We start from the raw sequence: 22037 nt of genomic DNA, 5'->3' as shown, positions 1-22037 counted from the left end.
TGGTTAAGATAGCTCCCCCAGGGAGCGTGATTTAATAATTGTCCTCTTTACACAAAAGGCAGTGAAACCGTTTCGGCATCCTTGGCGCTCCGGCGAATTTCAATCTGCCATGACTTTCCGGTGGCTGCTGATTGGCTGTCAACCAGAGCAAGTGCGATTCCCTGTTTTAAGGTCGGCGAACTGGTACCGCTGGTGACAAATCCAACCTCGCGGCCGTCACACAACACCGGATACCCCTGACGCGGAACGCCGGGCACCGTCAGTTTAAGGCCGATCAGTTGACGTGGGATCCCCAGTTCACGGGCTTTGTGCAGTGCCGCGCGGCCGACAAACTCCCCCTTGTCAAGCTTGGTGATCCACCCGAGACGCGCTTCGAGGGGCAATATCTCTGCTGAAATTTCATGACCGTACAACGCGTAGCCTTTTTCCAGCCGCAAGGTGTCGCGTGCACCAAGGCCACAGGGCATCAGACCCAGGGGAGATCCGGCCTGCATCAGCGCCTGCCACAGCATGACGGTAGAATCTGCCGGGCAGTACAACTCAAAGCCGTCTTCCCCGGTATAGCCGGTGCGGGAAATCAGCAGGTCGATGCCGGCCACCGTGGCCGCAGTGAAATGATAATAGCTCAATTCATCGAGATTGACGGAGGTCAGTGGTGCCAGAATGGGCTGGGCCTGCGGCCCCTGCAGGGCGAGCAGGCCATAGGTGTCGCTGCTGTCGGTTATCATCAGATCAGTGTCGTTGTACGAGGAGGTCAGGGACAGCAGCCAGGCCAGATCGTTACTGATGTTGGCGGCGTTGACGCAGAGCATGAAGCGTTCGCCAGTGAAGCGATAGAGGGTCAGATCATCGACCACGCCACCATGCTCATAGCACAGGGCGCTGTACTGAACCTGTCCGTCGGTGAGTTTGGTCAGGTCATTGGTGGTGACATACTGAAGAAATTCCTGGGCGCTACGGCCGCTGACTTCGATCTCCCCCATGTGCGACACGTCAAATAGCCCTGCTGCGGTTCTGACCGCCTGGTGTTCGGCGATCACACCGCTGTACTGCACCGGCATGTCCCAGCCACCAAAATCAACCATCCGTGCTTTAAGTTGCCGGTGTACAGCATTCAAGGGAGTTTTTTTCATTCATATCCTCCTGATGTCGACCACAGATTCCTCATGGTAACTATTCAGCTGTAGTTCTGGGGGCAGGATCACCGATCTCATGCTCAACAGTTACATCCTTTTTAGCAAATCTCCGGAACATCTGTATATCTTTTCTTTGCTGATGATTAAAAAGGATGGGTGTTCCTGCTGCGCAGCAGTCTCAGGTGTGCAGAAAAAAAGACAGACACCGGCAACCCTGTAACGTTCGGGAGAACCGATGTCTGTCATTGTTCTGTCTAATGAAGCTCACTGTGCTGATTTTAGCCTTTAATAATCAGTTTGTTCAGTTCCGTCTGATCCTGAAGCAGTTGCTTGATGCGCTCACCGTTGACCAGGGCGACGATGATTTCACCGACCTCGGTACGGATATCGCTGAACAGTCCAAGGGCCTGCATCCCCTCGGCCAGACGATGATTGTCCTCAGTCGGGGTGACGTAATGAACCGACACCGCCTTATAGCGATGAATCAGAAACAGGGTGACCAGGGACATCAGGCGCTTTTTGCGAAAATCAGAGCGGAAGGTGTTCTGGTCACGGATAGACAACATGTTGCGTCCACGACGATCCTGAAGAACAGCAAAGACAATATTTGCTGCGATCTCCTCTTTTGAGATCACTTTCAGTTCCAATAACTCGGATCCAGCGGTATGGGGGCGTAAAGCAATGCGCAAATTAACGGCGAGACCATAATGGTCGGTCCACACCTTCAGCCATTCTTCGAGACGTCGGGTCGGCACTTCGATTTCGATCAGATGTTGGAATTGCGTTGATCCTTTACCCATTGCCTTGGTGGTGGCGGTGCCACCGGTAACCGCCATCAGGGCCGCGTCGGAGCGGGGGCCACCGACGTAGGTTTGCGGTGTCTTGTATGGCGAATTGACCAGGCGTAACTTGCGCTGCAGACGGGCCAGAGCCAGCATGCCATCTTCTTTGAGGGCCTGGGCGAACTCTTCACCCGCCATGCCGTCGACCTGATGGCCGCCATAGGTGATAAAGTTGAAGACAAAGCCCATCTTTCCCAGTTCAACCGGGAATTGGCGCATGTCATCTTCACTCATGCCGGTACTGTCCCAGTTAAACGATGGCGACAGGTTATAGGCCAGCATCTTGTCAGGATATACGGCATGGATGGCATCGGCGAAGATTTTCGCATCGTGCAAATCGGCGGTTTTGGTCTCCATCCAGATAATATCGGCGAAGGGGGCAACCGCCAGGGACTTGGCGATAGCGTAAGGAATACCCCCCTGGACCTGATAATAGCCTTCAGGGGTGCGGGCGATATCGCAGTTCCAGACGATATTGAAACCCATGCTCCGGGCCTTTTCACGACACTCCTCAACCGAAGCGGTTTCGACAAAGGCGTGCCACTCATCGATGCTCATGGGCAGTTCGGCTCCCTCATCAAGGTGAAAGGCCATGACATCGGCAACAGCGTCACCATAGGTTTTCATGTTGGCGTCCATCTGCCACATATCGAGCAGGCGGTTGGCCGCATTGTCGAGGGTGTTATTGATATCCAGGGTAGAGCGTGATGACAGGGCATTGATCAGTCGGTCGATTTCTTTCGATAGACCAGACTTGTCGAGCCATTCATCCGCTGCGGCATAAGCAGCATCCGAAATCCGGTACATCAGATGGCCGTTAATTTCGGGAATGCCTTTGTTGAAGAACTGCCGCATCACCGCCAGAAAGGCCACCTTATAGCTGGGGACATTGACCTGGGTTGCGCCAAGGATGAAGCGGTGATCGCGTTCATCGCCGCGGCCGTCGAGGAAGGTCGCGGCTTCCGCATCGGTTCGGGCAACGATAATCCCGCTGACTTTCATCAGGTCCAGCTGGAAGCGGGCGGCATTCAGGCGTTTGATCTGTTCATCGACGGGGACCAGAACCTTGCCGGCCTGGTGGCCACATTTTTTAACGCCCGGTTTCTGATCTTCAATGTGATAGCCGGGAACGCCAGCTTCAACAAAGCGGCGGATCAGATTACGCACATGGGCATCACCACCATGGCCGGTGTCGGCGTCGGCAATGATGAAGGGGCGATAGTCGATCTCGGGGATCTGTTTTTTCTCTTCTTCGCTCATGCGCAGTCGTTGAAAATACTGATTGCGATCTGCTGCCAGCAGTGCTCGTACCAGGGGCGCGGCTTCATCGGGAACCTGACTTAAGGGATAACTGGCAAGGTCCGGGCCGGGATCTTCCTGCTTGGAGCCTTTGGCGGAGGTTGCCCAGCCCCCCAGATAAATACCCTCAATCCCCATGCGCTTGATGGTCACTGCCTGCCCCGGCGAGTAAGGGCCGAAGGTTGTAATTGATTGGCCGGCTTCGAACATTTGGCGCAAGCGCGGATAAAACGCCTCCGCTGCGTCGCGGGCAATCGTGTATTCAACGGCAATGGTCCCGCGCTGTTCCACGATTTGTTCAGCGGTATACAGTCGGGTGATGCCGGTGAATCGGGGTGAAGCAAACCAGGCTTTGGTTGCGACTACTTCATCGTTGAATGTGCTCATGTTGGTCTCCTCTGCTAGTTTCCATTAATTGGTCGGCAACGTATCCAGGTTTTCCGTGATGCGTCTGCCTTCTTCTTTAAAGGTAGTGAAATAAAGGGCGATCCGCTCTTTGGCGGTGTCGATATTCATGTTGTTCAGATTGATATTCAGCAGGTCGATAAACCAGGGAACCTTGATCGGGTCCTGCACGTAGGCTGCGACAATGGCCCGGGCAATCGGCAGGGTGGTGGTTTTTGAGTGGTCGTAAACATCACGATTATCGGCCGCAAGCAGCTTGGCATACTCTTCTTCCAGGAGGCGTTCAAAGATTTCCATGGTGAATACATCACCGGCCCGCAGTCCGGTTTCGGCATCATCCTCGGTCAGTGCTGCGCCCTTGTGAATCCACTCCCAGAGGATGCTCAGACGAATCTCTCCGGTCGCCATATCTTCCATCAGGTAGAGAATGTCATCGTTGCCAAAGAAGTCGGCAGGCTTCAGCGCCGCCGCCTGCAGTCCCTGACCGAAGGCGTTACCATATTGCAGGGCGACGCTCAGCAGGTTGCGTGCCCCGCGAATGGTACGTGGTGCCGGCTCCAGCAATGTCAGTCCGGCGGCATCTTCTGCGGTGTAGGTAAGCCGCGGGAAGGGTCGCCCCATCTGGTTGGCTTCGCCCACCTGTTCCCACACCGGTCGGATGATATGGGCCATTTTCCAGTGGGCAATCCACTTGCCGCTGGCCCCTTCCTGCTGTTCACGCACGGCTCCGGCACGGGCCTTGGTCATGCTGCCGGTTACTCCAGCTTCCGATCCCACTGGAATGTTGGGTTCCATCCCCCCCTGCCAGAGGGCATAGTTACCGTTTTTGTCCGGCGTATTGACGGCACGGCGCACCCGGTCTTCGTAGTTGCGCATATACCCGTAAGTCATGACGATGGATTCGATATTCGGGTTAATAAAGTCAGAATCCCAGCAATTGACATCGGAGACACTGTTGATGTAGTCCCAGCGACCGGTGTTGAAGCCGACAAAATGCCGCCCCAATGCCGCGCGGATTTCCATCAGCTGGAAGGTTGCCTCTAGCTGTTCTACCAGTACATAGGTTTTGATGGTACCCGCGGCAAGACCAAGATGGGCTTCAAGGGCGGTGAGGAGCCGGTTCCAGAATCCGGCTTCTTCGGCCGTCTGGATCTTGGGTAGGTACAAGACAATGGAGGACCCTGCCGCATGCAACGTCTTGTGGTTATTGACGACATAGAGAGTCATGTCGACGATGGAAGCGGAGAAGGATTGTCCATTCAATCGAACGTGACGATCATCCAGGTGCAGACCGCGCGCTCTGAATATTTTGGTGGTAAAATTCAGCTGCTTGCGCCAGTCGGTGATGATATCGCGGCCAAAAAACCCCTGGGCCCAGCTGTTCATTTCCTGGGCAACGGACTCGGCAACTTCGAGGAATTGCGGGTCTCGGGCGATGGCCAGTTTGAGACTGCGCTGGTTATCGAGGGACAGGGTGCGCGTTTGCCCCAGGGCATCCTCACCGTCAAACATCCAGCCGTCAGCCCCAGACAGCAGGGCGTAGGCGACATTACGCAGACTTGATTTGACCGGAGCTCCGGGTTTGGCCGCCGGCCCGGTTCCCTGCAGCCACTGACGCTGAAGATCGTGTGGGATCACTGCGCCGACGAAGTTACCATCGCGGGCATCCTGAACGCGGATGCCAGTGCCTTTAATTTCAGACTGTGGATCCAGAAAGTCGATTTTCCATCCTTGCTTCATGCGCATCAAGCGGCGTCGGGTGCGCTCATCCATCAGACGTTTCTGTTCGGCATCAAATTGGGCCATGAAGGCCAGGGCCGCCAGTGCTTCCGGCGTATAGATGTCAGCATAGTCCTGTTCAAGATGATCACGGATCTGTAATTGCAAGGTTCCGGGGGTGCTTCCACTCATGAATTTCCTCCTTCTGCAGGCCAGGGAAACGAAGAAAAAGTCGACTTGATTTGTAGCTAACAGATAAACTATGTGGTAACAAAGACCATGTAGTGTTTTCAGGTCAAGTGCTGAGATAAAAAAAGAACGCTTTTTTAAATTATTTTTTATCAATTTTTAATAAAAGTGAAATTGCCGTTTCAGGCTAAAGCCCACGAAAGTAGTAATCTTTTGCATAATGATGGGTTTTGTGATGTTTTTCGTCGTTTGTTTGGTTTTTAGTCTGACGAAATCTTCCGCAGCGTTAGATTGGTAACAGGATTTTACTTTTTTCCAGCAATATGGATAATTGTGCCCGCTTCGAGATTCCGGAAGATTGTCATCTGCTGTCATCCGTTCTTATGACACCAGACCGGGTCTGTCATCATGAGCAATGCATTGATTGTTTTTTTGTAACTATTCAGCTCTATCCTTGCACCGAGCCTTTGAATCCTATGGCAAGGGACGCTTTTCGTCATCCCTGACCGCTTTTTGACGCCGTCCATGGCGCCAAAAACCTTGCCACCGGATCCAAAGGCCCGGTGCTGAACAGATACGTTTTTTTTCAAAGAGGAGAACATATGAGTATCACGACCTTCCATCCCCCTTCGCGAACCCTTATGGGTCCCGGCCCATCCGATGTCAGCCCGCGTGTCCTTGAAGCGCTGGCGCGACCGACTATTGGTCATCTTGACCCGCGTTTCATCGATTTGATGGATGAACTTAAGCACCTGATCCAATATGCTTTTAAAACCGGGAATGCCTTGACCATGCCGGTTTCTGCTCCGGGTTCAGCAGGGATGGAGTGCTGTTTCGTCAATCTGGTTGAGCCGGGGGACAAGGTGATCGTCTGTCAGAACGGGGTGTTTGGCGGCAGGATGAAAGAGAACGTCGTGCGCGCCGGCGGGACGGTTATCGCGGTAGATGATGAATGGGGAACAGCGGTTGATGCCAACAAGCTTGAGGCCGCCCTCAAAGCCAATCCTGATGCCGGAATTGTTGCCTTCGTCCAGGCTGAAACCTCTACCGGGGTGCTTTCCGATGCGCGGGCCCTGACTGCCCTGGCCCGTCAATTCGGCTGTTTGACCATCGTTGATACAGTAACGGCCCTGGGTGGGGTTCCGGTACGGGTTGATGAGTGGGGCATTGATGCGGTTTACTCCGGGTCGCAAAAGTGTCTTTCCTGCGTTCCCGGTCTTTCGCCGGTCAGTTTCAGTGCCGCCGCGCAGGAAAAAATCACCAGCCGCAAGCAGCCGGTACAGAGCTGGTTTCTCGATCTCAACCTGGTGATGGGTTACTGGGGACAAGGAGTAAAACGTGCCTATCATCACACGGCGCCGGTCAACGCCCTTTACAGTCTGCACGAAGCCTTACTGATTCTGCGCGAAGAGGGGATTGAAAACGCCTGGCAGCGGCACCAGTACCACCATCAGGCGTTACGTGTCGGCTTTGCGGCCATGGGGCTGGATTTTCTGGTTTCGGAAAATGAACAACTGCCACAATTGAACGCGGTAGTCATTCCTGCCGGCGCAGATGATGCGGCAGTCCGGTCCCGGTTGTTGCAAGAGTATCAACTTGAAATCGGCGCCGGCTTGGGCGTCCTGGCCGGCAAGGTCTGGCGGATCGGGTTGATGGGGCATGGCTGCAATCAGAAAAATGTTCTCTACTGTCTGGGAGCAATGGATGCGGTTCTCGGTTATATGGGGGCTGAAATTAACCAGGGAGCAGGGGTCAAGGCGGCGATGGATTACTATGCAGCCAGCGGCTGAGGTTTTGAGCAGCAAAACAGTTTCATCGCCCGGGCGACAGAGAATGCTTCTGTCGCCCGGGGCCTTATTTAATGCCTCAATCGCTCTCCCTTAGGTCCCGCTACCATTACTGTTGACCCCGCCGGCACATGTCTCTAGAATTAGAAGTTATGCAAGAACAATGGCTAGTTGCAATGCGCGGCAGATAAATTTACAACTTCCGGCATTGATGCCGGATGGAGGCATAAAGAGAATGGCAATTCGCGAGATACTCCATTATCCCGAACCCCTGCTGAAGAAAAAATCAGCGCCGGTAACGGTTTTTGATCAGCAGCTGCAACAGTTGGCGCAGGACATGGTCGAGACCATGTACGACGCGCCCGGTGTCGGGCTGGCGGCGCCCCAGGTTGGTGAACTGCTGCGCCTGATTGTGCTGGACTGCTCAGGCTCCGACCAACCGGCCGATCTGGTTGTTGCCGCCAATCCGGAAATTATTGCCGCCCAGGGAGAGTCTTACGAAGAAGAGGGGTGTCTGTCGATACCCGGTTTCTGTACAGCGGTCAAGCGTCATCAGGAGGTGACCCTGCGTTACCAGGACCCGACCGGACAGGTTCATGAGCGTCATGCTGATGGACTGCTGGCGGTTGGGATTCAACACGAAATTGATCATTTGGACGGTATCCTTTTTGTCGATCGCCTGTCACCACTGAAGCGCTCGATCTTCAAGAAAAAATATCTGAAGATGCTCCAGGAGCGGGAAGCAGAACATGAAGCCTGAGCAGATTCGTACCGTTTTTATGGGAACCCCGGAGTTTGCCCTGCCGACGTTGCAGGGACTGATCGATGCCGGCGTCAACCTGGTCGGGGTTTATACCCAACCTGATCGCCCAAAAGGGCGTGGCAAGAAACTGGCGGCGTCACCGGTCAAGGAACTTGCCCTTGCCCACCAGTTGCCGGTATTTCAGCCGGAGCGTCTGCGCAAGCCTGAAGCGGTGGAGCAATTGCGCCGGCTGGCCCCCGACCTGATCGTGGTGGTGGCTTATGGTCAGATCCTGCCCAAATCGGTACTGGAGATTCCGCGCTTTCAGTGCATCAATGTTCACGCCTCGCTGCTGCCTAAGTACCGTGGTGCAGCGCCGATCAACAAGGCGATTGTTGACGGTGAAAGTGAGACCGGGGTGACCACCATGCTGATGGATGTGGGGCTCGATACCGGTGCCATGCTGGTCAAGCGCAGTACGCCCATTGGCCCTGATGAAACTGCCGGGGAGATCCATGACCGCCTCGCCCTGCTCGGACGGGAGGCGATGACAGCAACCCTGCAACTGATTTGCGCAGGTCAACTGACCCCGCAAGAGCAGGATGCGGCCTTAAGTAGCTATGCGCCAATGATGAGCAAGGAGGATGGCCTGATTGACTGGAGTCGCAGCGCCCAGCAGATTCACAATCAGGTGCGCGGCCTTGACCCCTGGCCTGGTGCCTATAGCTATCTGAACGGTCAGGCGCTCAAAATCGCCCGCACCGGTACAAATGAAGAGGGCTCGGGCGCACCGGGGGAGGTGTTGCGTGCCGATGCTACAGGAATCCGTGTTGCCTGTGGACAGGGCACACTGATCATCGGTGAACTACAGTTGCCGGGCAAAAAACGTCTGACCGCGCGTGAGTTCCTCAGCGGCTATCCGTTGCCGGTCGGCACGCGACTGAAGTCCACCCCTGCCACCCCGATTAACCCCGAAGGATAACCATTCCCTTGATACGCCCTTCCCAACAGGATGCCCGTTATGTCGCTTACATTGTGCTGCTGCGCGTGGCCGATGGTGCTTACTCCGACCTGGCCCTCGACAGTGAATTGAAGCGCTCTGCCCTTGACCAACGCGATCGCCGCTTTGTCACCGAACTGGTGTATGGCGTATTGCGCTTGCGCGGGCGCATCGACTTTGCCCTCGGATGTTTTTGTAATCAACCCTTGCCGCGTTTGCAGAGCGAGGTCCAGTGGTTGCTGCGCCTCGGCGCTTATCAATTGTTGGAGATGGACCGGGTGCCGGCCCACGCGGCAGTCGATGCCACCGTCGAGCTGGCGCGCAAGCTTGGACTGGCCAGTCTCACCGGCATCCTCAATGGCGTGCTGCGCGCCCTTGACCGCGGGCGCGACGAGATTCCCTGGCCGCAGCCGCAGCAGATACGCCCCTATCTGGAGCGGGTCTGCAGCCTGCCGACCTGGCTGGCGAAAGAAGTGATGCGTCTGCTCCCTAACCAGCAGGCGCGAGCCCTCGGCGAGGCGCTGGCCCAGCCGGCGCGCCAGAGCGTCCGCGTCAACACCCTTAAAACCGACCGTGACAGTTTTCTCGATCTCCTTTGCGCCGCCGGTCACGAGGCGCGTCGGTGCACCTTTGCCCCGGAAGGGGTTGTGTTGGAGCGGCGGGGCGAACAGCGCTTGCAGGGGGACGAAGAAGGTCTCTACCAGGTTCAGGATGAAGCCAGTATGCTGATAGCGCATCTGCTTGATGCCCAGCCCGGCCAGCGTATTCTCGACGCCTGTGCTGCGCCCGGTGGCAAAACCACCCATCTGGCAGCACTGACGGCGAATCAGGCCGAGATCGTCGCTGTCGATAAGTCACCACAACGGGTCGAGCTGATTGAGCAGGGAGCGCGCCGCTTAGGCTGCAACCGTATCAGCGCCCACGTCTGGGACATGACGTTAGCGGCCGATTTTCTCATCCCTGAAAGCTTTGATCGGGTGCTGCTTGATGCCCCCTGCAGTGGTATTGGCGTGCTGCGACGTAACCCGGAAGGGCGTTGGAACAAGACGGCTGCCGATCTGCGCCAACTGGCCGCGTTACAGCAGCGCCTGCTTGCACAAACGGCGACACTGGTGCGACCTGGTGGTCTGTTGCTCTATTCGGTCTGCAGTTTCAGTCACATCGAGTCGAATGATGTGATCGATAGTTTTATCGCTGAACACCCAAACTTTACCCTGGATCCGTTGCCCGCACAGTTGCCGGCGCATTGGGCGTCTGTGTTTGCCCCAGCTGGAACCCTGCGTACTTATCCACACTGTCACGAAGGAATGGACGCTTTTTTCGCCGCACGCCTACGGCGCAGAGCATAAAATAGTAAGGATATCAGCATGATGAAAATTGCCCCCTCGATCCTGTCCGCCGACTTTTCCCGCCTTGGTGACGAAATCCGCGCCATTGAAGAGGCAGGAGCCGATTACGTTCACATCGATGTTATGGACGGTCACTTTGTCCCCAACATCACCATCGGCCCGTTGGTGGTCGATGCCGTGCGCCGCGTCACCGATTTGCCCCTCGATGTCCATCTGATGATCGAACATCCGGATCGCTTTGTCGGTGACTTTGCCAGTGCCGGTGCGGACCTGATTGTCGTGCACGTCGAAGCAACGACCCACCTGCATCGTACCATCGAGCTGATTCGTTCGCTTGGCAAAAAAGCGGGCGTCTCCCTCAATCCGGCGACGTCCCTGACGACCCTCGATATGATTCTGCCGGACCTTGACCTGGTGCTGCTAATGACGGTCAATCCCGGTTTTGGTGGCCAGTCGTTTATCGAAAGCTGTCTGCCGAAGATTGCGCAACTGCGCCAGCGCATCGATCAGCTGGGCAAAGCGATTGAGCTGGAGGTTGATGGCGGGGTCAAGATCGACAATATTCAGCGCATCGCTGCCGCCGGTGCTGATGTCTTCGTGGCCGGCAGCGCGGTTTTTGGGGCCGACGATTACGCCGCAACCATTCATCAATTGCGCGCTAACGCACGGGCGACTGAGGGTTGATTCAATTTGCTCAAAAATAAAGGGAGAGCCTCATGCGCCGTTTTTCTCTGTTGTTATTCGCTAGCGTTTGTTTGTTGTTGTCCGGTTGCGCGGCACTGACGGGCGGCGAGACGGCCAACCTGCCACAGATCGCTGAGCGTTTCACTGAATCCATGCGCTGGAAGGACTGGTACGGGGCCGCCAAATTTGTTGAGACCGAGCAGCGTTCAGCGTTCCTGGAGCAATTCAGGGAAGATCCCGACCTGTTCGTGGTGGACAGTCAGATCCAGAATATCCAACCGGGCGCACGTGATGGTGCGGCCGAGGTTGTTTATCTGCTTGACTATTATCGTCTTCCCTCCAGCCGGATTGAGCGTTGGACCTGGGTACAGCAGTGGCAGAAACAGCCGGGTCGTTTTGCTACTGAAGCGGTGTGGCTAATCAGCAACCCGCCACCGCTTTTGCCATGGAACCGGTAGGCCGTCAGTGCTAATCCCAACAATCTGTTTTCGTTTGTCTTTGTGCTGGTTTCCCGCTCTTTTTCCGGGAAAATTGGCTTGATTTAAAACCCCGGTTTGTGTTATCTACCTGCATACTGTATACGATCCAGAGCGTTAAAAATTGCCAGAAAATCTGGCTTTTCTCCCTATTTACGGGATTCTCGGCCTTCCTTTTTTGTGGGAGGTCGAAGCAGGTCAAAGGAGGCCGGTTTGTCGAAAGTTGCATTTTCCAGCTGGGGGAGACAGGTTGTTGATAATCGCCAGGGCGGTGATGCCGAAGTGCCGGTCGCCCAAAAAAAACTTCCGGTAACCTTTGATGGCCAGAAAGAAATTGCTGCCTTTATGGGCTGGGATGGCCTGATTCTCAATAACCCTAATGTCGATGTGGTTGCCATGGCGGCAGAATACGCCCGCCGGGTTCAGGAAGATTTCTGTTGTGCCAAGTGCTCACCCGGTAAAAAAGGCACCCGCGTGATGCAGGACACCATGGCGCGGATCGTCTCCGGTAAAGGGCACCAGAGCGATCTGGACACCATCGAGCAGATTGCTGAAATCTTGCAAAACTGCAAATGTACCCTGTGCCCGAGTTCAGCCGTTCCCATCGTAGATACGGTCAAGCACTTCCGCGATGAGTACCTCGCCTACATCAAAGGTACGCCGCCCAAAGCAGCGGCGGTTGATTACAAGGTCAAACTGACGGCTCCCTGCCAGGACAAATGTCCGGCTCACATCGACATCCCTGCCTACATTGAAGCCATCAAGAATCGCCAGTTTGGCGAAGCCCTTGAGGTGATTCGTGAAAGCATGCCCCTGCCGGCAGTTTGTGGGAGGGTCTGTCCCCACCCCTGCGAAACGGCCTGCCGCCGTGCCAATGTGGATAATCCGATCAGTATCATGGTGCTCAAGCGCACGGCTTCTGATTATGAATGGAAGCATCATCACCAACCACCGATGCAGCCCAAGCCGCGTAAAAGTAAAAAAGTTGCCATTGTCGGTGCCGGTCCGGCCGGTCTTGCTGCTGCCTATTATCTGGTAATGGAAGGCTATCCCTGCACCATCTATGAATCCCTGCCCGAAGGGTTCGGCGGTGGCATGATCGCCGTCGGCATACCGGCGTACCGCATGCCGCGCCATGTCCTCCAGCGCGATATCGATATTATCTGCTCCCTGGGGGTAGAAATTATCTACGATACCCATGTCGGCCGCGATATCAGTTTGACGCAACTCAAGGAAAAATTCGACGCCGTATTGCTCGCCCCCGGTGCGCATAAATCAAAACCGATGGGTGTTGAAGGGGAAAAAGACGGCTATCAGGGTTTTCTGGCCGGCGGTATCGAATTTCTGCGTGACGCCTACATGGGCCGACCGACCGGTATGGGGAAGAAGGTCTGTGTCGTCGGTGGTGGTAATACCGCCATTGATTGCGTACGGGTTGCTCTGCGCGAGGGTGCCGAAGATGCCATTCTGCTTTATCGCCGGACGCGCAAGGAGATGCCTGCTGATTCCTGGGAAATCGACGGTGCCGAAGAGGAAGGGGTGCAGTTTGAGTTTCTGATCCTGCCGAAAAAGATTATTGTTAACGATCAGCGCAAGGTCATCGGGGTTGAATGTGTGCGCATGGAACTCGGAGAACCGGACGACTCCGGTCGCCGCCGGCCGCAACCGGTTGAAGGCAGTGAGTTTGTTGTTGAGTGCGACACCCTGATCCCGGCCATCGGTCAGGATCCCGAGCTCTCCTTTATCACCGAGGACACCGGCATTGCCATCACCAAGTGGAACACCGTGGTGACCAAGTATGTGCCCCTTAAAAATGCTGAAGGTCGCGATTTGAACGATGCCATGGGCAATCCCCTGTCACGGATTCTGGTCACCGATATGGCCGGCGTCTTTGCCTCTGGTGATGCAGAGATCGGTCCTTTGACCGTTGTCGCCTGTGTCGGCAATGCCCACCGCGTTGCCAGGGTGATTCAACGCTGGCTCGAAGAAGGGGAGGCCTATCTGACCGATGAGGATTTCCACGAGGATATCCTGTCAAATCTGGGCGTTTACGATAAAAACGAAGAGGTTCCCTGGCTCGATGCTGTCGATCGTTTTCATCAGGCCGAAGTTCATGGCCGCGAGCGGGCGGCGAAAGGAAACTACAACGAGGTTGAACTCGGCTACACAGACACTGTGGCGGTACAGGAAGCTGAGCGCTGCCTGCGCTGCTACCGGGTCTCGATGATTGCCATTCAATAAAAAACACAATGGCTGGGTGTGGCGGTGTCTGTAATGACGCCCCGTAAATGACGTCCGCCAGTATTTGAGGTGAACACACTATGGTTAACCTGACGATAGACGGCAAGTCGGTAAGCGTCCCCAACGGCGCAACGATTCTTGATGCTGCCCGCCAACTGAATATTCATATCCCTACCCTGTGCTGGTTGAAAAAAATTTCGACCACGGGTGCTTGTCGTATCTGTGCGGTAGAAATTGCCGGCGTCGATCGCCCCATGACCGCCTGTAACACCCCGGTCAAGGAAGGGATTGTCGTCACGACCCAGTCAGAGGCCCTGACGAAGGCACGTAAGCAGATCATGGAGTTGATTCTGCTCAACCATCCCCTCGATTGTCCGGTCTGTGATGCCGGCGGTGAGTGTGATCTACAGGACACCTGTTTTGAACTGGGGGTCAATCGCCAACATTTCAAGTCAGAGGATGTCAACCCACCAACCATCGACCATTGGCCGCTGATTCAGCAGGTACCCTCACGTTGTGTCATGTGTGAGAAATGTGTCAAGGTCTGTCATGAATTGGTGGGAGCAGATGCCCTTTTTGTTAATGACAAAGGGGACCGCGCCTACATCGACAAGCGCGTTGACCATTGTATTTACTGCGGCAACTGCGTTGCGGTTTGCCCGACCGGGACGATGATCTCCAAACCGTTCAAGTTTAAGGCCCGGCCATGGGAACTGTGCAAAACCAGATCGATCTGCACGTTGTGCCCAAGCCAGTGCCAGATCGATGTCCATGTTAAAAATAATGAAATTTACCGGATTACCTCAGATGATGACACCACCAGTAATCAGGGAACCCTGTGCATTGGTGGCTTTTTCGGCTATGGCTATGTCAACAATACCAAGCGTTTAACCGCCCCGCAGATCAGCGACAAAACGGTCTCCTGGGATGAGGCACTGGGCTATCTGACCAAAGAGATTGTGCGCATCAAACAAGACCATGGTCCCGCCGCCATAGCCGGATTATCTTCGCCGCGCCTGAGTAATGAAGAAAACTATCTGTTTCAGAAACTGTTTCGTGCTGCTATCGGTAGCAACAATATTGATTCTGAAGCCCGCTTTGGCGCTTTACGGTCATTGCGTGCCCTCAACAAGGGAATCGGTCTGCGTGGTGCCAGTAATCGCCTGGAGACGATTGGGCGCGCTGATGCGGTGCTGGTCTTCGGCGCTGATCCCAGTGCTGAAGCCCCGGCTGTTGACTGGCAGATTCAGAATGCGGTGCGCCGCGGTGATGGCAAGCTGATTATTGCCAATATGCGCAGGATCCATCTGACCCGGTTTGCCAACAGCCAACTGACCTATCAGCCTGGTAGTGATATCGAACTGGCCCAAGGTCTGGCCAAGTTACTGTTGGAAAGCGACCTGGTCGATCAAGACTATCTCAATCTTACGGTGGAAAATCTCGATGAACTTAAAAGCGATCTGGCCGGGATTGATCTGGATCAGGTTGTCAGTGCCACGGGCATCAGTCTGCAACAATTGCAGGAAGCCGCCAGGATGATCGGTAATGCTACCAATGTAGCGGTGGTGTTCGGTGGCGATATCCACCGGTCCATCAACGGGGTCGCCAAGGCAGCAGCGATCTGCAACCTGGCGATTATTTGTGGTGCTCTGCGTCATGAAGGTGGACTCTTTCCCCTTGACGAAAAAGGCAACACTCAAGGCCTGTTGGATATGGGGATTTATCCCGAATCACTGCCCGGCTATCAGCCCTATGGAAAAAAGAAAGAAGCCTTTGAGAAGGCCTGGGGGTGCACGTTGCCCGAAGGTGGGCTCGATGCCGACGGTATCCTTAAAGAAATCGAAGAGGGAAATATCCGTCTGCTTTATCTGGCGGCGGTCAATCCTCTGTCTTTCCCCAATAGCGTGCGCTGGTTGAAAGCACTGCAGCAGGTGGAGGTCCTTGTTGTTCAGGATATTTTCCCCTCAGTGACCAGCGGACTGGCCAAGGTCGTGCTTCCGGGAGCTACCTTTGCAGAAAAAGAGGGTAGCTTCACCTCTCTCGATCAATCGGTTCGTCCTGCGCGCCAGGCTGTGCATCCAGTGGGGGAGAGTCGTGGCGATGCCGTGATCTTTGCTGAGCTGATGGGTCGCTTGACGCAATCCAGCACCCTCTATAGCCAGCATGCGGTGATTCAGGAGATTCAATCGTTAACCGACCTCTATCAGGATATTTCCTTTACCAGCAAAGACTGGCACTCAAGTCTGAAGCAAGCCTGGCAAGTATCTGACAAGAGTCTGGTTTATCAGCCGATTAGCTCCAGGGATGAGGCCACGGGGTTGCAGTTACTGGTCGGCTCGTCCATGGCTCATTTTGGTACCACCTCGGCCTTCGCTCCGGCGATCTGTGACGTGGAACCGGAAGGCCTGCTGAATATCAGCGCGGAAGATGCCGGGGAGGTCGCCGTGCGTGACGGTGAAAAGCTCAAGGTGACGGGTGCTACCGGTGCCTCGGCCGTAGCCCGGGTACGCATTTCGCCGAATGTTCCCAAAGGGTTGATTTATGCCAGTACCAACTTCAGCAGTACCGGTATCGCTGGCCTGCTGGCCGATGGCGATAACCGCACGACGGTTCAGGTAGAACGAGCCTGATCGGCATTCACCACATTCTGCACAAAAAAGCCCGGTTCTGCCGGGTTTTTTTGTGCAGGAAATAATCATTTCAGCGGCGGTTGCGCAGGTATTTCTGAACGGCGTTGTTATGTTCGCGCAGGGTGCGGGAAAAGTGGTGGCTGCCGTCACCGCGCGAAACAAAATAATAGTAGTCTGACTCCCCAGGGAATACGGCAGCATGGAGTGCGGCCCGGCCTGGGCTGGCAATCGGGCCCGGCGGTAAACCATAGATGATGTAGGTGTTGTAGGGGGTAGGGGTGTTCAAGTGGCGACGCGTAATGGTGCCGGAATAATCCTCAACGCCATAGACGACTGTCGGGTCGGTCTGTAGCCGCATATTGATGGCCAGGCGGTTATGAAACACCGAAGAGATTAGCGGCATCTCTGCCACCACGCCGGTTTCTTTTTCGATCAGGGAGGCCAGGGTGACATGTTCATGCAGGGATAATCCCAGGCGGCGTGCTGCTTCATGATTTTCCGGGCTTAATGCGCGCTGAAATTCTTCAACCATCATGCGCAGCAGGTTCGCCTCGCTGGTGCCTGGAACAAACCGGTAGGTTTCCGGAAACAGATAGCCTTCCAGACTGTCGGCTTCAACTCCGAGGCTGGCGATAAACTGCGGATCGCGCGCCAGCTGCCATAACGTGTCAACCTCACCGTACCCCTCTTCACCAATCCGTTCAATAATCTGTTGTAGGGTATAGCCTTCTGGAATGGTCAAGCTGACCCGGTCGACATCGCCACGTACCAGCCGCTGTAGCACCTCTTCTGCTGTTGCCGGTGCAACAAAGGTGTAACGTCCTGCGTGAATCTGCTGTTCCTGCTCATGCCATTTGGCCAGCAATCGTAGCAACAGGGCATGACTGATGACCCCTTGCTCCTCAAGATTACGTGCCACCCGCTGCAGGCTGCTGCCCGGGGTGACATCAAGGGATACCGCCCCAGGTGGTGTAACCGGGGTGATCAGTAGCCGCCAACTGCTCACAATCAGTCCACCGACAACGAAGGCAGATACAAGAAAAATGATAAGAAAAAAACGCCGCATAGATTGATGACTAAAAGCTGAAGCGATTTTCAGTGCCGTTACGCAGGCGCTCGATATTGCCCTTGTGGCGCCAGATGACAATTGTCGCGACGACCAGGGTAACAGTAAAAATCGGCAGAGAGGCGGTGGTCAGATAGACTGCCGGCGCGATGGTGATTGCAGCAGCAATGGATGCCAGGGAAATATAGCGCCAGCGCCACAAAAACAACACAAACACCACCATTGCCGTCAGCACCGCCAGCGGCGAGAGTACCAGAAAAATCCCCAGGGCGGTGGCAACGCCTTTTCCTCCTTTGAAGCCCAGATAGACCGGAAAACAATGGCCGACAAAGGCAGCCAGGGCGACCAGCGCCAGAGGCGTGTCCGTCAGTTCAAAGACCTGCAGGGCAAGGATCACCGGAAGGACCCCTTTAAGACAATCGCCAACGAGCGTAATCAGACCCAGTTTGCGTCCGGCGACACGGTAGACATTGGTCGCACCGATGTTGCCGCTGCCGACTTTGCGGATGTCTTCTTTACCGAAAAAACGGGTTAAAAGCAGCCCGGTCGGGATGGCACCAAACAGATAGGCACAGATGGCCAGAACAACCAGCATATATTCTTTCTCCATGAGAGGGACGACTGCTTCAGTTTGCGGGAACAGGATGTTTGGCGGCGATGGTTTTGCGATATTCACAGATCGCGCCATGCAGGGCACCGGCCGCCATATTAGAGCAGTGCATTTTTTCCGGTGGTAACCCGTCAAGGGCATCGGCAATCGTCTGGTCGGTGATGTTATTAAGGACGTCGTCAAGGGCTAATCCCATCACCATTTCACTGGCGACCGAAGCCGTAGCAATGGCCGCCCCGCAGCCATAGATCTTGTATTTGACGTCGACAATCCGATCATTGTCGATTTTCAGCGACAATAAGAGGGCGTCACCGCAGGACGGTTCACCGACCTGGACCAGTACCGTTGGGTCGGCAATGATGCCGACGTTGCGCGGATTGTTGAAATGCTCCATGACTTTTTCGGTATACATAGTCTTGCCCGTTGGTTCAGATGAAAAAACAACCCTGCATGAAAAAGGCGATTTTAGCCCTGATGGTGGCGGCGCTGCAACCAAAAGAAACATGTAACTGTTCAGCTCTATCCTTGCACCGGGGCACAGCGCAGGCGTTGATCTACGCGGTGCGGAACAGCCCGATGGCCAGGTACAAAAAGCCCAGAATAACGGCAAACATGAAGGCCAGAAAGGCAAAACGTGCCAGGAGTTTAAGGATCAGCTCCCGGGTGGTGGGCGGCATGTTGTTGTCGAACTTGTCCAGCAGAAATGACCAGGCCAGGGCCAGAACTGCTGCCGCCAGCATGCCGTACATATAGACCTGTAAAATGTCCATCCGTGTTATCCCTCAAGCTGGGTTATAAAAATAGGTACAGCTGCCAATCTGCGGCGCACTATAGCATCAACAGGGGGACACAGACAAAGACAAGTCCCGCTCTTTTCATTGCTTTCTTAGTGTGTGCAGACAGGTTTTCGTTTGCACGCCAATAGTAGTACACCGCAGCTTGAATTCATAAGGACAGATGGATTCGTAACGCCGCGTCAATTGCCGTCAACCGTGCCCGGTCAAGGCAGCCTTGAGCCTTGCCGGAAATACGTTCCTTTGAAATAGTGCGAATTTGCTGGGCTTGGGCCTTGGATGGTTTCGGCAGGCCTGATTCCTGCGGTTTGAGAAACACCTCAAAGGGATAAATCCTGGTCGTGTTCGAAGTAATCGGCAGAATGGTAACCGTTTCGGCGGCACGGTTGTTCGCGTCGCAACTGACAATAAGCACGGGCCTTTTTTTGTTGATCTCAGCGCCCAGAGTGGGGCTGAGATCGGCGTAGTAAATCTCACCACGTTTCATTGCGCAATCCGTCTGCATTGGTAGCATCAAAGGCGGGATCCACGTCTGCTGCGGCCTGGCGATAGGCGGCCTCCAGGCTTTCCTGCTGCAAACGTTCCAGCGCCATCTCAATCACCTTGGAACGGCTTTTGAGCGCGTGGCTCTCTTTATAGTGCTCGACAAATTCAAGTAATGGCGTAGGTAGAGAGATGGAGACTTTCTCGGCGAGCATGCCTTCCTCCTTTTTGGTAGTTAGTATTTAGAATACCAAAAGTATGGTAAAAAACAAGCCTGATATAGAAAGAATTCTGGATACATCATCTCGTATGAAGGGGTCAATGAAAGGGTCAAGTCTACCTTTGGCTTTTAGCGAGTAGTTGTTTGAGGCTTTCAACATCCTGCCGCAGGCGGGCATCCTTGGCCATGCGGATCTTGATTCGCTCGGCCGCGCTGCTGACGGTGCTGTAGTTGGCCACGCCGAACACTGCACCAATCTCGCCAAGCGTCATCCGGCTGGTGCTGCGCGCCAGATAGATGGCGATATCTCGCGGCAGGTTTTCTATTCCACGCCGTGAGTGTCGCAAACGCGCTTCATCCTGGTCGAAATAGGCACAGACCTGAACGATGATTCCTTGCGGAGTATTCGCCAATTTTTTTGCTTCCGGAATTTCCCGCTGCAATTCAAGATCGACGAAACGATGACTGACCCAATCCCTGAACGCTTCGCCTCCCAGCAGTGAGGCAAGCTTCTTCATCGCATAGAAAGAAGAGATTTGCTGCGGTTCGTTTTGGGAGACAAAATCGAGATAGGCCTGTTTGCGCTGCGACTTCTTCGTTGTTAGCATGGTCAGCAGCGTCTCGCGCTCCAACCAGTTCCATTGTTTTGCGCAGGACAGGTACCCCGTGTGGCTGCTCCAGGGATATTCATCGAGATGCCGGACCAGGCCGGCGTTAAGCGGATTGCGATGGATATAGCGCATGACTTCGAGTAGATGGCTGTCATCCTCGACCAGAACGGCTTTGTAGCGTCCCCGAAACAGTTGCCCGTCTTGCCCGTGGATACGATTGAATCGCTGGGTATAAACACCATTGATGTGGCGCATGCAACGCGCCAGATTGCCTTCCGGAGTCTGTAGCAGCAGGTGATAGTGATTGGACAGCAAACAGTAAGCCGCCACGTGCACATTCCACCGATCTGCCGATTCACGCACGATGTTCAGAAACGCTTCAAAATCATCCGACTGAAGAAAAATGTTTTCTCTTCTGCGGCCCCGATTCATGGCGTGGTACCACGCCCCCGAAAATTCAATGCGAAGTGGTCTGCTCATAATGGATGATTGATATCAGATATTGAAATAAAAGCCAACGGCAGACTTGACCCCATCGCTTTTCGATCATTATGTCGAGGCCGCCCGGCAACGGGAAGATTTCTCCAGCGTCCAAAGTGTCGGCCTGGATGAAACCGCTTCACGACGTGGCCACAACTATATCAGTCTCTTTCATGACCTGGATCAGAAGCGCCTGCTGTTTGCCTGTGAAGGTCGTGATAAAGCTGTGGTTGCAGCATTTGTCAAAGATCTTGAAGCTCATGGCGGTCAAACCGAAAACGTTGATTCTGTCTGTATTGATATGTCGAAAAGCTATATTGCTGGCGTTGGTGAGTGGTTACCCAATGCCGACATCACCTTCGACCCGTTTCATGTCATGGCCATCGTTAACAAGGCCGTGGATCTGGTACGACGGCAGGAGGCGAAGACCGAACCCCTGCTGAAAAAGACCCGTTACCTGTGGTTGCGCAATGAAGCGAACCGCACGCAACGGCAGCAGGAGCACTTTGACAGTTTGCCAAAAAGTCGCCTGAAAACGGCCAGAGCCTGGCAGATCAAGACCTCATTGCAGGAGATCTACCAACAGTGTCAAACGCTTACCGATGCCGAGACGGCCTTGAGCCGTTGGTACAATTGGGCGATCCGCTGTCGACTGGAGCCGATGAAAGACGCTGCCAAAACCATTCGGCGCCACTGGAACGGCATCCTGTCCTGGTTTGACGGGCACCTGAACAACGGCGGTGTTGAAGGAGTCAACGGCCTCATTCAGGCAGCTAAAGCCAGAGCCAGGGGTTATGGAACGGTCCGTCATTTGATCACCATGGCCTACTTGGTCGCCGGCAAACTTGTCCATCTCCCGGCACCACCCTTCATCACAAGATGTTGTGGTTGAAGAAGGTACTTGAAGAACGACAATGAACTGCTGTTACCCACACGATCTGAAAGAGAACCATCTTAAATCCTCCCTGTGTAAGGTGAAACGTGAAACGGGAAGCACCGCGCTTCCCTAAGTTATTCAGTTCATATAAGCAATTTCAGTCAGCAAAACTGAGAGTAGAAAAACCTCATCAGCCTAGTTTGAAAATATTTGCGTTTGACGGCGTTGGAGCTGAAAGGTGTGCGGTATTTTCATTTAGAGGTGAATAAAGCTAGGCAACACTATCACAAGCCAATGCTTATGGAAAACAAAATAATCATATTAAAAGAGTACTTCCAGGTTTTTATTGCCAGAAAAGGCGGTTAAAAATCAGAACTAAAAATAGCCCATTGCACTT

The 22037-nt window shown here is 54.4% G+C and carries 19 protein-coding genes; 9 read left to right on the top strand and 10 right to left on the bottom strand.

The annotated features are described in order from the left end of the window. Nucleotides 1-47: 47 nt before the first annotated feature. The 3 genes from gcvT to ICT70_RS08905 all read right to left on the bottom strand — a co-directional run bounded on the left by gcvT (nucleotide 48) and on the right by ICT70_RS08905 (nucleotide 5593). Complete coding sequence (gene gcvT, locus ICT70_RS08915) at nucleotides 48-1133, bottom strand: glycine cleavage system aminomethyltransferase GcvT (RefSeq protein ID WP_191155711.1); 1086 nt, start codon at nucleotides 1131-1133, stop codon at nucleotides 48-50. Nucleotides 1134-1414: 281 nt separating this feature from the next. Beyond that, a complete protein-coding gene (gene aceA / locus ICT70_RS08910) occupies nucleotides 1415-3664 on the bottom strand; it encodes an isocitrate lyase ICL2 (RefSeq protein ID WP_191155709.1) in 2250 nt (749 codons plus the stop codon). A gap of 24 nt (nucleotides 3665-3688) precedes the next feature. Beyond that, nucleotides 3689-5593: an aldolase/citrate lyase/malate synthase family protein gene (locus ICT70_RS08905; RefSeq protein ID WP_191155706.1), complete on the bottom strand. Its 1905-nt coding sequence runs from the start codon at nucleotides 5591-5593 to the stop codon at nucleotides 3689-3691. Between the two features lie 599 nt (nucleotides 5594-6192). On the opposite strand from ICT70_RS08905, the gene ICT70_RS08900 reads away from it, so the two are divergent. The 8 genes from ICT70_RS08900 to ICT70_RS08865 all read left to right on the top strand — a co-directional run bounded on the left by ICT70_RS08900 (nucleotide 6193) and on the right by ICT70_RS08865 (nucleotide 16499). Beyond that, complete coding sequence (locus ICT70_RS08900) at nucleotides 6193-7380, top strand: pyridoxal-phosphate-dependent aminotransferase family protein (RefSeq protein WP_191155704.1); 1188 nt, start codon at nucleotides 6193-6195, stop codon at nucleotides 7378-7380. Between the two features lie 232 nt (nucleotides 7381-7612). Continuing rightward, complete coding sequence (def, locus tag ICT70_RS08895; RefSeq protein ID WP_191155702.1) at nucleotides 7613-8137, top strand: peptide deformylase; 525 nt, start codon at nucleotides 7613-7615, stop codon at nucleotides 8135-8137. Continuing rightward, nucleotides 8127-9101 carry a methionyl-tRNA formyltransferase gene (gene fmt / locus ICT70_RS08890; protein WP_191155700.1) on the top strand — a complete coding sequence of 325 codons (975 nt, stop codon included), beginning with the start codon at nucleotides 8127-8129 and terminating at the stop codon, nucleotides 9099-9101. Before def ends, fmt begins: the two co-directional genes overlap by 11 nt. Nucleotides 9102-9109: 8 nt before the next feature. Beyond that, nucleotides 9110-10468, top strand: a complete 1359-nt coding sequence (gene rsmB, locus ICT70_RS08885; protein WP_191155698.1) for a 16S rRNA (cytosine(967)-C(5))-methyltransferase RsmB — start codon at nucleotides 9110-9112, stop codon at nucleotides 10466-10468. A gap of 18 nt (nucleotides 10469-10486) precedes the next feature. Continuing rightward, complete coding sequence (rpe, locus tag ICT70_RS08880; RefSeq protein WP_191155696.1) at nucleotides 10487-11152, top strand: ribulose-phosphate 3-epimerase; 666 nt, start codon at nucleotides 10487-10489, stop codon at nucleotides 11150-11152. Between the two features lie 32 nt (nucleotides 11153-11184). Then, nucleotides 11185-11610 carry a hypothetical protein gene (locus ICT70_RS08875; protein WP_191155694.1) on the top strand — a complete coding sequence of 142 codons (426 nt, stop codon included), beginning with the start codon at nucleotides 11185-11187 and terminating at the stop codon, nucleotides 11608-11610. A gap of 231 nt (nucleotides 11611-11841) precedes the next feature. Beyond that, a complete protein-coding gene (locus ICT70_RS08870) occupies nucleotides 11842-13869 on the top strand; it encodes an FAD-dependent oxidoreductase (RefSeq protein ID WP_191155692.1) in 2028 nt (675 codons plus the stop codon). A gap of 80 nt (nucleotides 13870-13949) precedes the next feature. Further along, nucleotides 13950-16499 carry a molybdopterin-dependent oxidoreductase gene (locus tag ICT70_RS08865; protein ID WP_191155690.1) on the top strand — a complete coding sequence of 850 codons (2550 nt, stop codon included), beginning with the start codon at nucleotides 13950-13952 and terminating at the stop codon, nucleotides 16497-16499. Between the two features lie 70 nt (nucleotides 16500-16569). On the opposite strand, the gene mltG is transcribed toward ICT70_RS08865, so the two are convergent. The 7 genes from mltG to ICT70_RS08830 all read right to left on the bottom strand — a co-directional run bounded on the left by mltG (nucleotide 16570) and on the right by ICT70_RS08830 (nucleotide 20763). After that, nucleotides 16570-17565: an endolytic transglycosylase MltG gene (gene mltG, locus ICT70_RS08860; RefSeq protein WP_191155688.1), complete on the bottom strand. Its 996-nt coding sequence runs from the start codon at nucleotides 17563-17565 to the stop codon at nucleotides 16570-16572. A 10-nt stretch (nucleotides 17566-17575) separates the two neighbouring features. Further along, nucleotides 17576-18175 (bottom strand): glycerol-3-phosphate 1-O-acyltransferase PlsY, encoded by a 600-nt coding sequence (plsY, locus tag ICT70_RS08855; protein WP_420488578.1) that lies wholly within the window; start codon nucleotides 18173-18175, stop codon nucleotides 17576-17578. A gap of 16 nt (nucleotides 18176-18191) precedes the next feature. Then, nucleotides 18192-18587, bottom strand: coding sequence for an iron-sulfur cluster assembly scaffold protein (locus ICT70_RS08850; protein WP_191155686.1), 396 nt, complete (start codon nucleotides 18585-18587; stop codon nucleotides 18192-18194). A 142-nt stretch (nucleotides 18588-18729) separates the two neighbouring features. After that, a complete protein-coding gene (locus ICT70_RS08845) occupies nucleotides 18730-18945 on the bottom strand; it encodes a hypothetical protein (RefSeq protein ID WP_191155683.1) in 216 nt (71 codons plus the stop codon). 175 nt (nucleotides 18946-19120) lie between these two features. Further along, nucleotides 19121-19456, bottom strand: a complete 336-nt coding sequence (locus ICT70_RS08840; RefSeq protein WP_191155681.1) for a type II toxin-antitoxin system PemK/MazF family toxin — start codon at nucleotides 19454-19456, stop codon at nucleotides 19121-19123. Then, nucleotides 19443-19667: a ribbon-helix-helix domain-containing protein gene (locus ICT70_RS08835; protein WP_191155679.1), complete on the bottom strand. Its 225-nt coding sequence runs from the start codon at nucleotides 19665-19667 to the stop codon at nucleotides 19443-19445. The genes ICT70_RS08840 and ICT70_RS08835 overlap by 14 nt, the downstream gene beginning before the upstream one ends. Before the next feature lie 121 nt (nucleotides 19668-19788). Further along, the gene (locus ICT70_RS08830) at nucleotides 19789-20763 is read right to left on the bottom strand and encodes an REP-associated tyrosine transposase (protein WP_191155677.1); all 975 of its coding nucleotides are present in this window, start codon (nucleotides 20761-20763) and stop codon (nucleotides 19789-19791) included. A 46-nt stretch (nucleotides 20764-20809) separates the two neighbouring features. On the opposite strand from ICT70_RS08830, the gene ICT70_RS08825 reads away from it, so the two are divergent. Next, a complete protein-coding gene (locus ICT70_RS08825; protein WP_191155674.1) occupies nucleotides 20810-21655 on the top strand; it encodes an ISL3 family transposase in 846 nt (281 codons plus the stop codon). The last annotated feature ends 382 nt before the right edge of the window (nucleotides 21656-22037 follow it).

Source organism: Pelovirga terrestris (genome assembly GCF_014773365.1).
GTDB classification, from domain to species: Bacteria; Desulfobacterota; Desulfuromonadia; order Desulfuromonadales; family Geopsychrobacteraceae; genus Pelovirga; species Pelovirga terrestris.
This window is presented reverse-complemented; position numbering and strand designations above follow the sequence as displayed.

Excerpts from the sequence above, each read along its gene's own strand:
- gcvT (WP_191155711.1), bottom strand. The coding sequence starts at position 1,133 with ATGAAAAAAACTCCCTTGAATGCTGTACACCGGCAACTTAAAGCACGG.
- aceA (WP_191155709.1), bottom strand. The coding sequence starts at position 3,664 with ATGAGCACATTCAACGATGAAGTAGTCGCAACCAAAGCCTGGTTTGCT.
- ICT70_RS08905 (WP_191155706.1), bottom strand. The coding sequence starts at position 5,593 with ATGAGTGGAAGCACCCCCGGAACCTTGCAATTACAGATCCGTGATCAT.
- ICT70_RS08900 (WP_191155704.1), top strand. The coding sequence starts at position 6,193 with ATGAGTATCACGACCTTCCATCCCCCTTCGCGAACCCTTATGGGTCCC.
- def (WP_191155702.1), top strand. The coding sequence starts at position 7,613 with ATGGCAATTCGCGAGATACTCCATTATCCCGAACCCCTGCTGAAGAAA.
- fmt (WP_191155700.1), top strand. The coding sequence starts at position 8,127 with ATGAAGCCTGAGCAGATTCGTACCGTTTTTATGGGAACCCCGGAGTTT.
- rpe (WP_191155696.1), top strand. The coding sequence starts at position 10,487 with ATGATGAAAATTGCCCCCTCGATCCTGTCCGCCGACTTTTCCCGCCTT.
- ICT70_RS08875 (WP_191155694.1), top strand. The coding sequence starts at position 11,185 with ATGCGCCGTTTTTCTCTGTTGTTATTCGCTAGCGTTTGTTTGTTGTTG.
- ICT70_RS08865 (WP_191155690.1), top strand. The coding sequence starts at position 13,950 with ATGGTTAACCTGACGATAGACGGCAAGTCGGTAAGCGTCCCCAACGGC.
- mltG (WP_191155688.1), bottom strand. The coding sequence starts at position 17,565 with ATGCGGCGTTTTTTTCTTATCATTTTTCTTGTATCTGCCTTCGTTGTC.
- plsY (WP_420488578.1), bottom strand. The coding sequence starts at position 18,175 with ATGGAGAAAGAATATATGCTGGTTGTTCTGGCCATCTGTGCCTATCTG.
- ICT70_RS08850 (WP_191155686.1), bottom strand. The coding sequence starts at position 18,587 with ATGTATACCGAAAAAGTCATGGAGCATTTCAACAATCCGCGCAACGTC.
- ICT70_RS08845 (WP_191155683.1), bottom strand. The coding sequence starts at position 18,945 with ATGGACATTTTACAGGTCTATATGTACGGCATGCTGGCGGCAGCAGTT.
- ICT70_RS08840 (WP_191155681.1), bottom strand. The coding sequence starts at position 19,456 with ATGAAACGTGGTGAGATTTACTACGCCGATCTCAGCCCCACTCTGGGC.
- ICT70_RS08835 (WP_191155679.1), bottom strand. The coding sequence starts at position 19,667 with ATGCTCGCCGAGAAAGTCTCCATCTCTCTACCTACGCCATTACTTGAA.
- ICT70_RS08830 (WP_191155677.1), bottom strand. The coding sequence starts at position 20,763 with ATGAGCAGACCACTTCGCATTGAATTTTCGGGGGCGTGGTACCACGCC.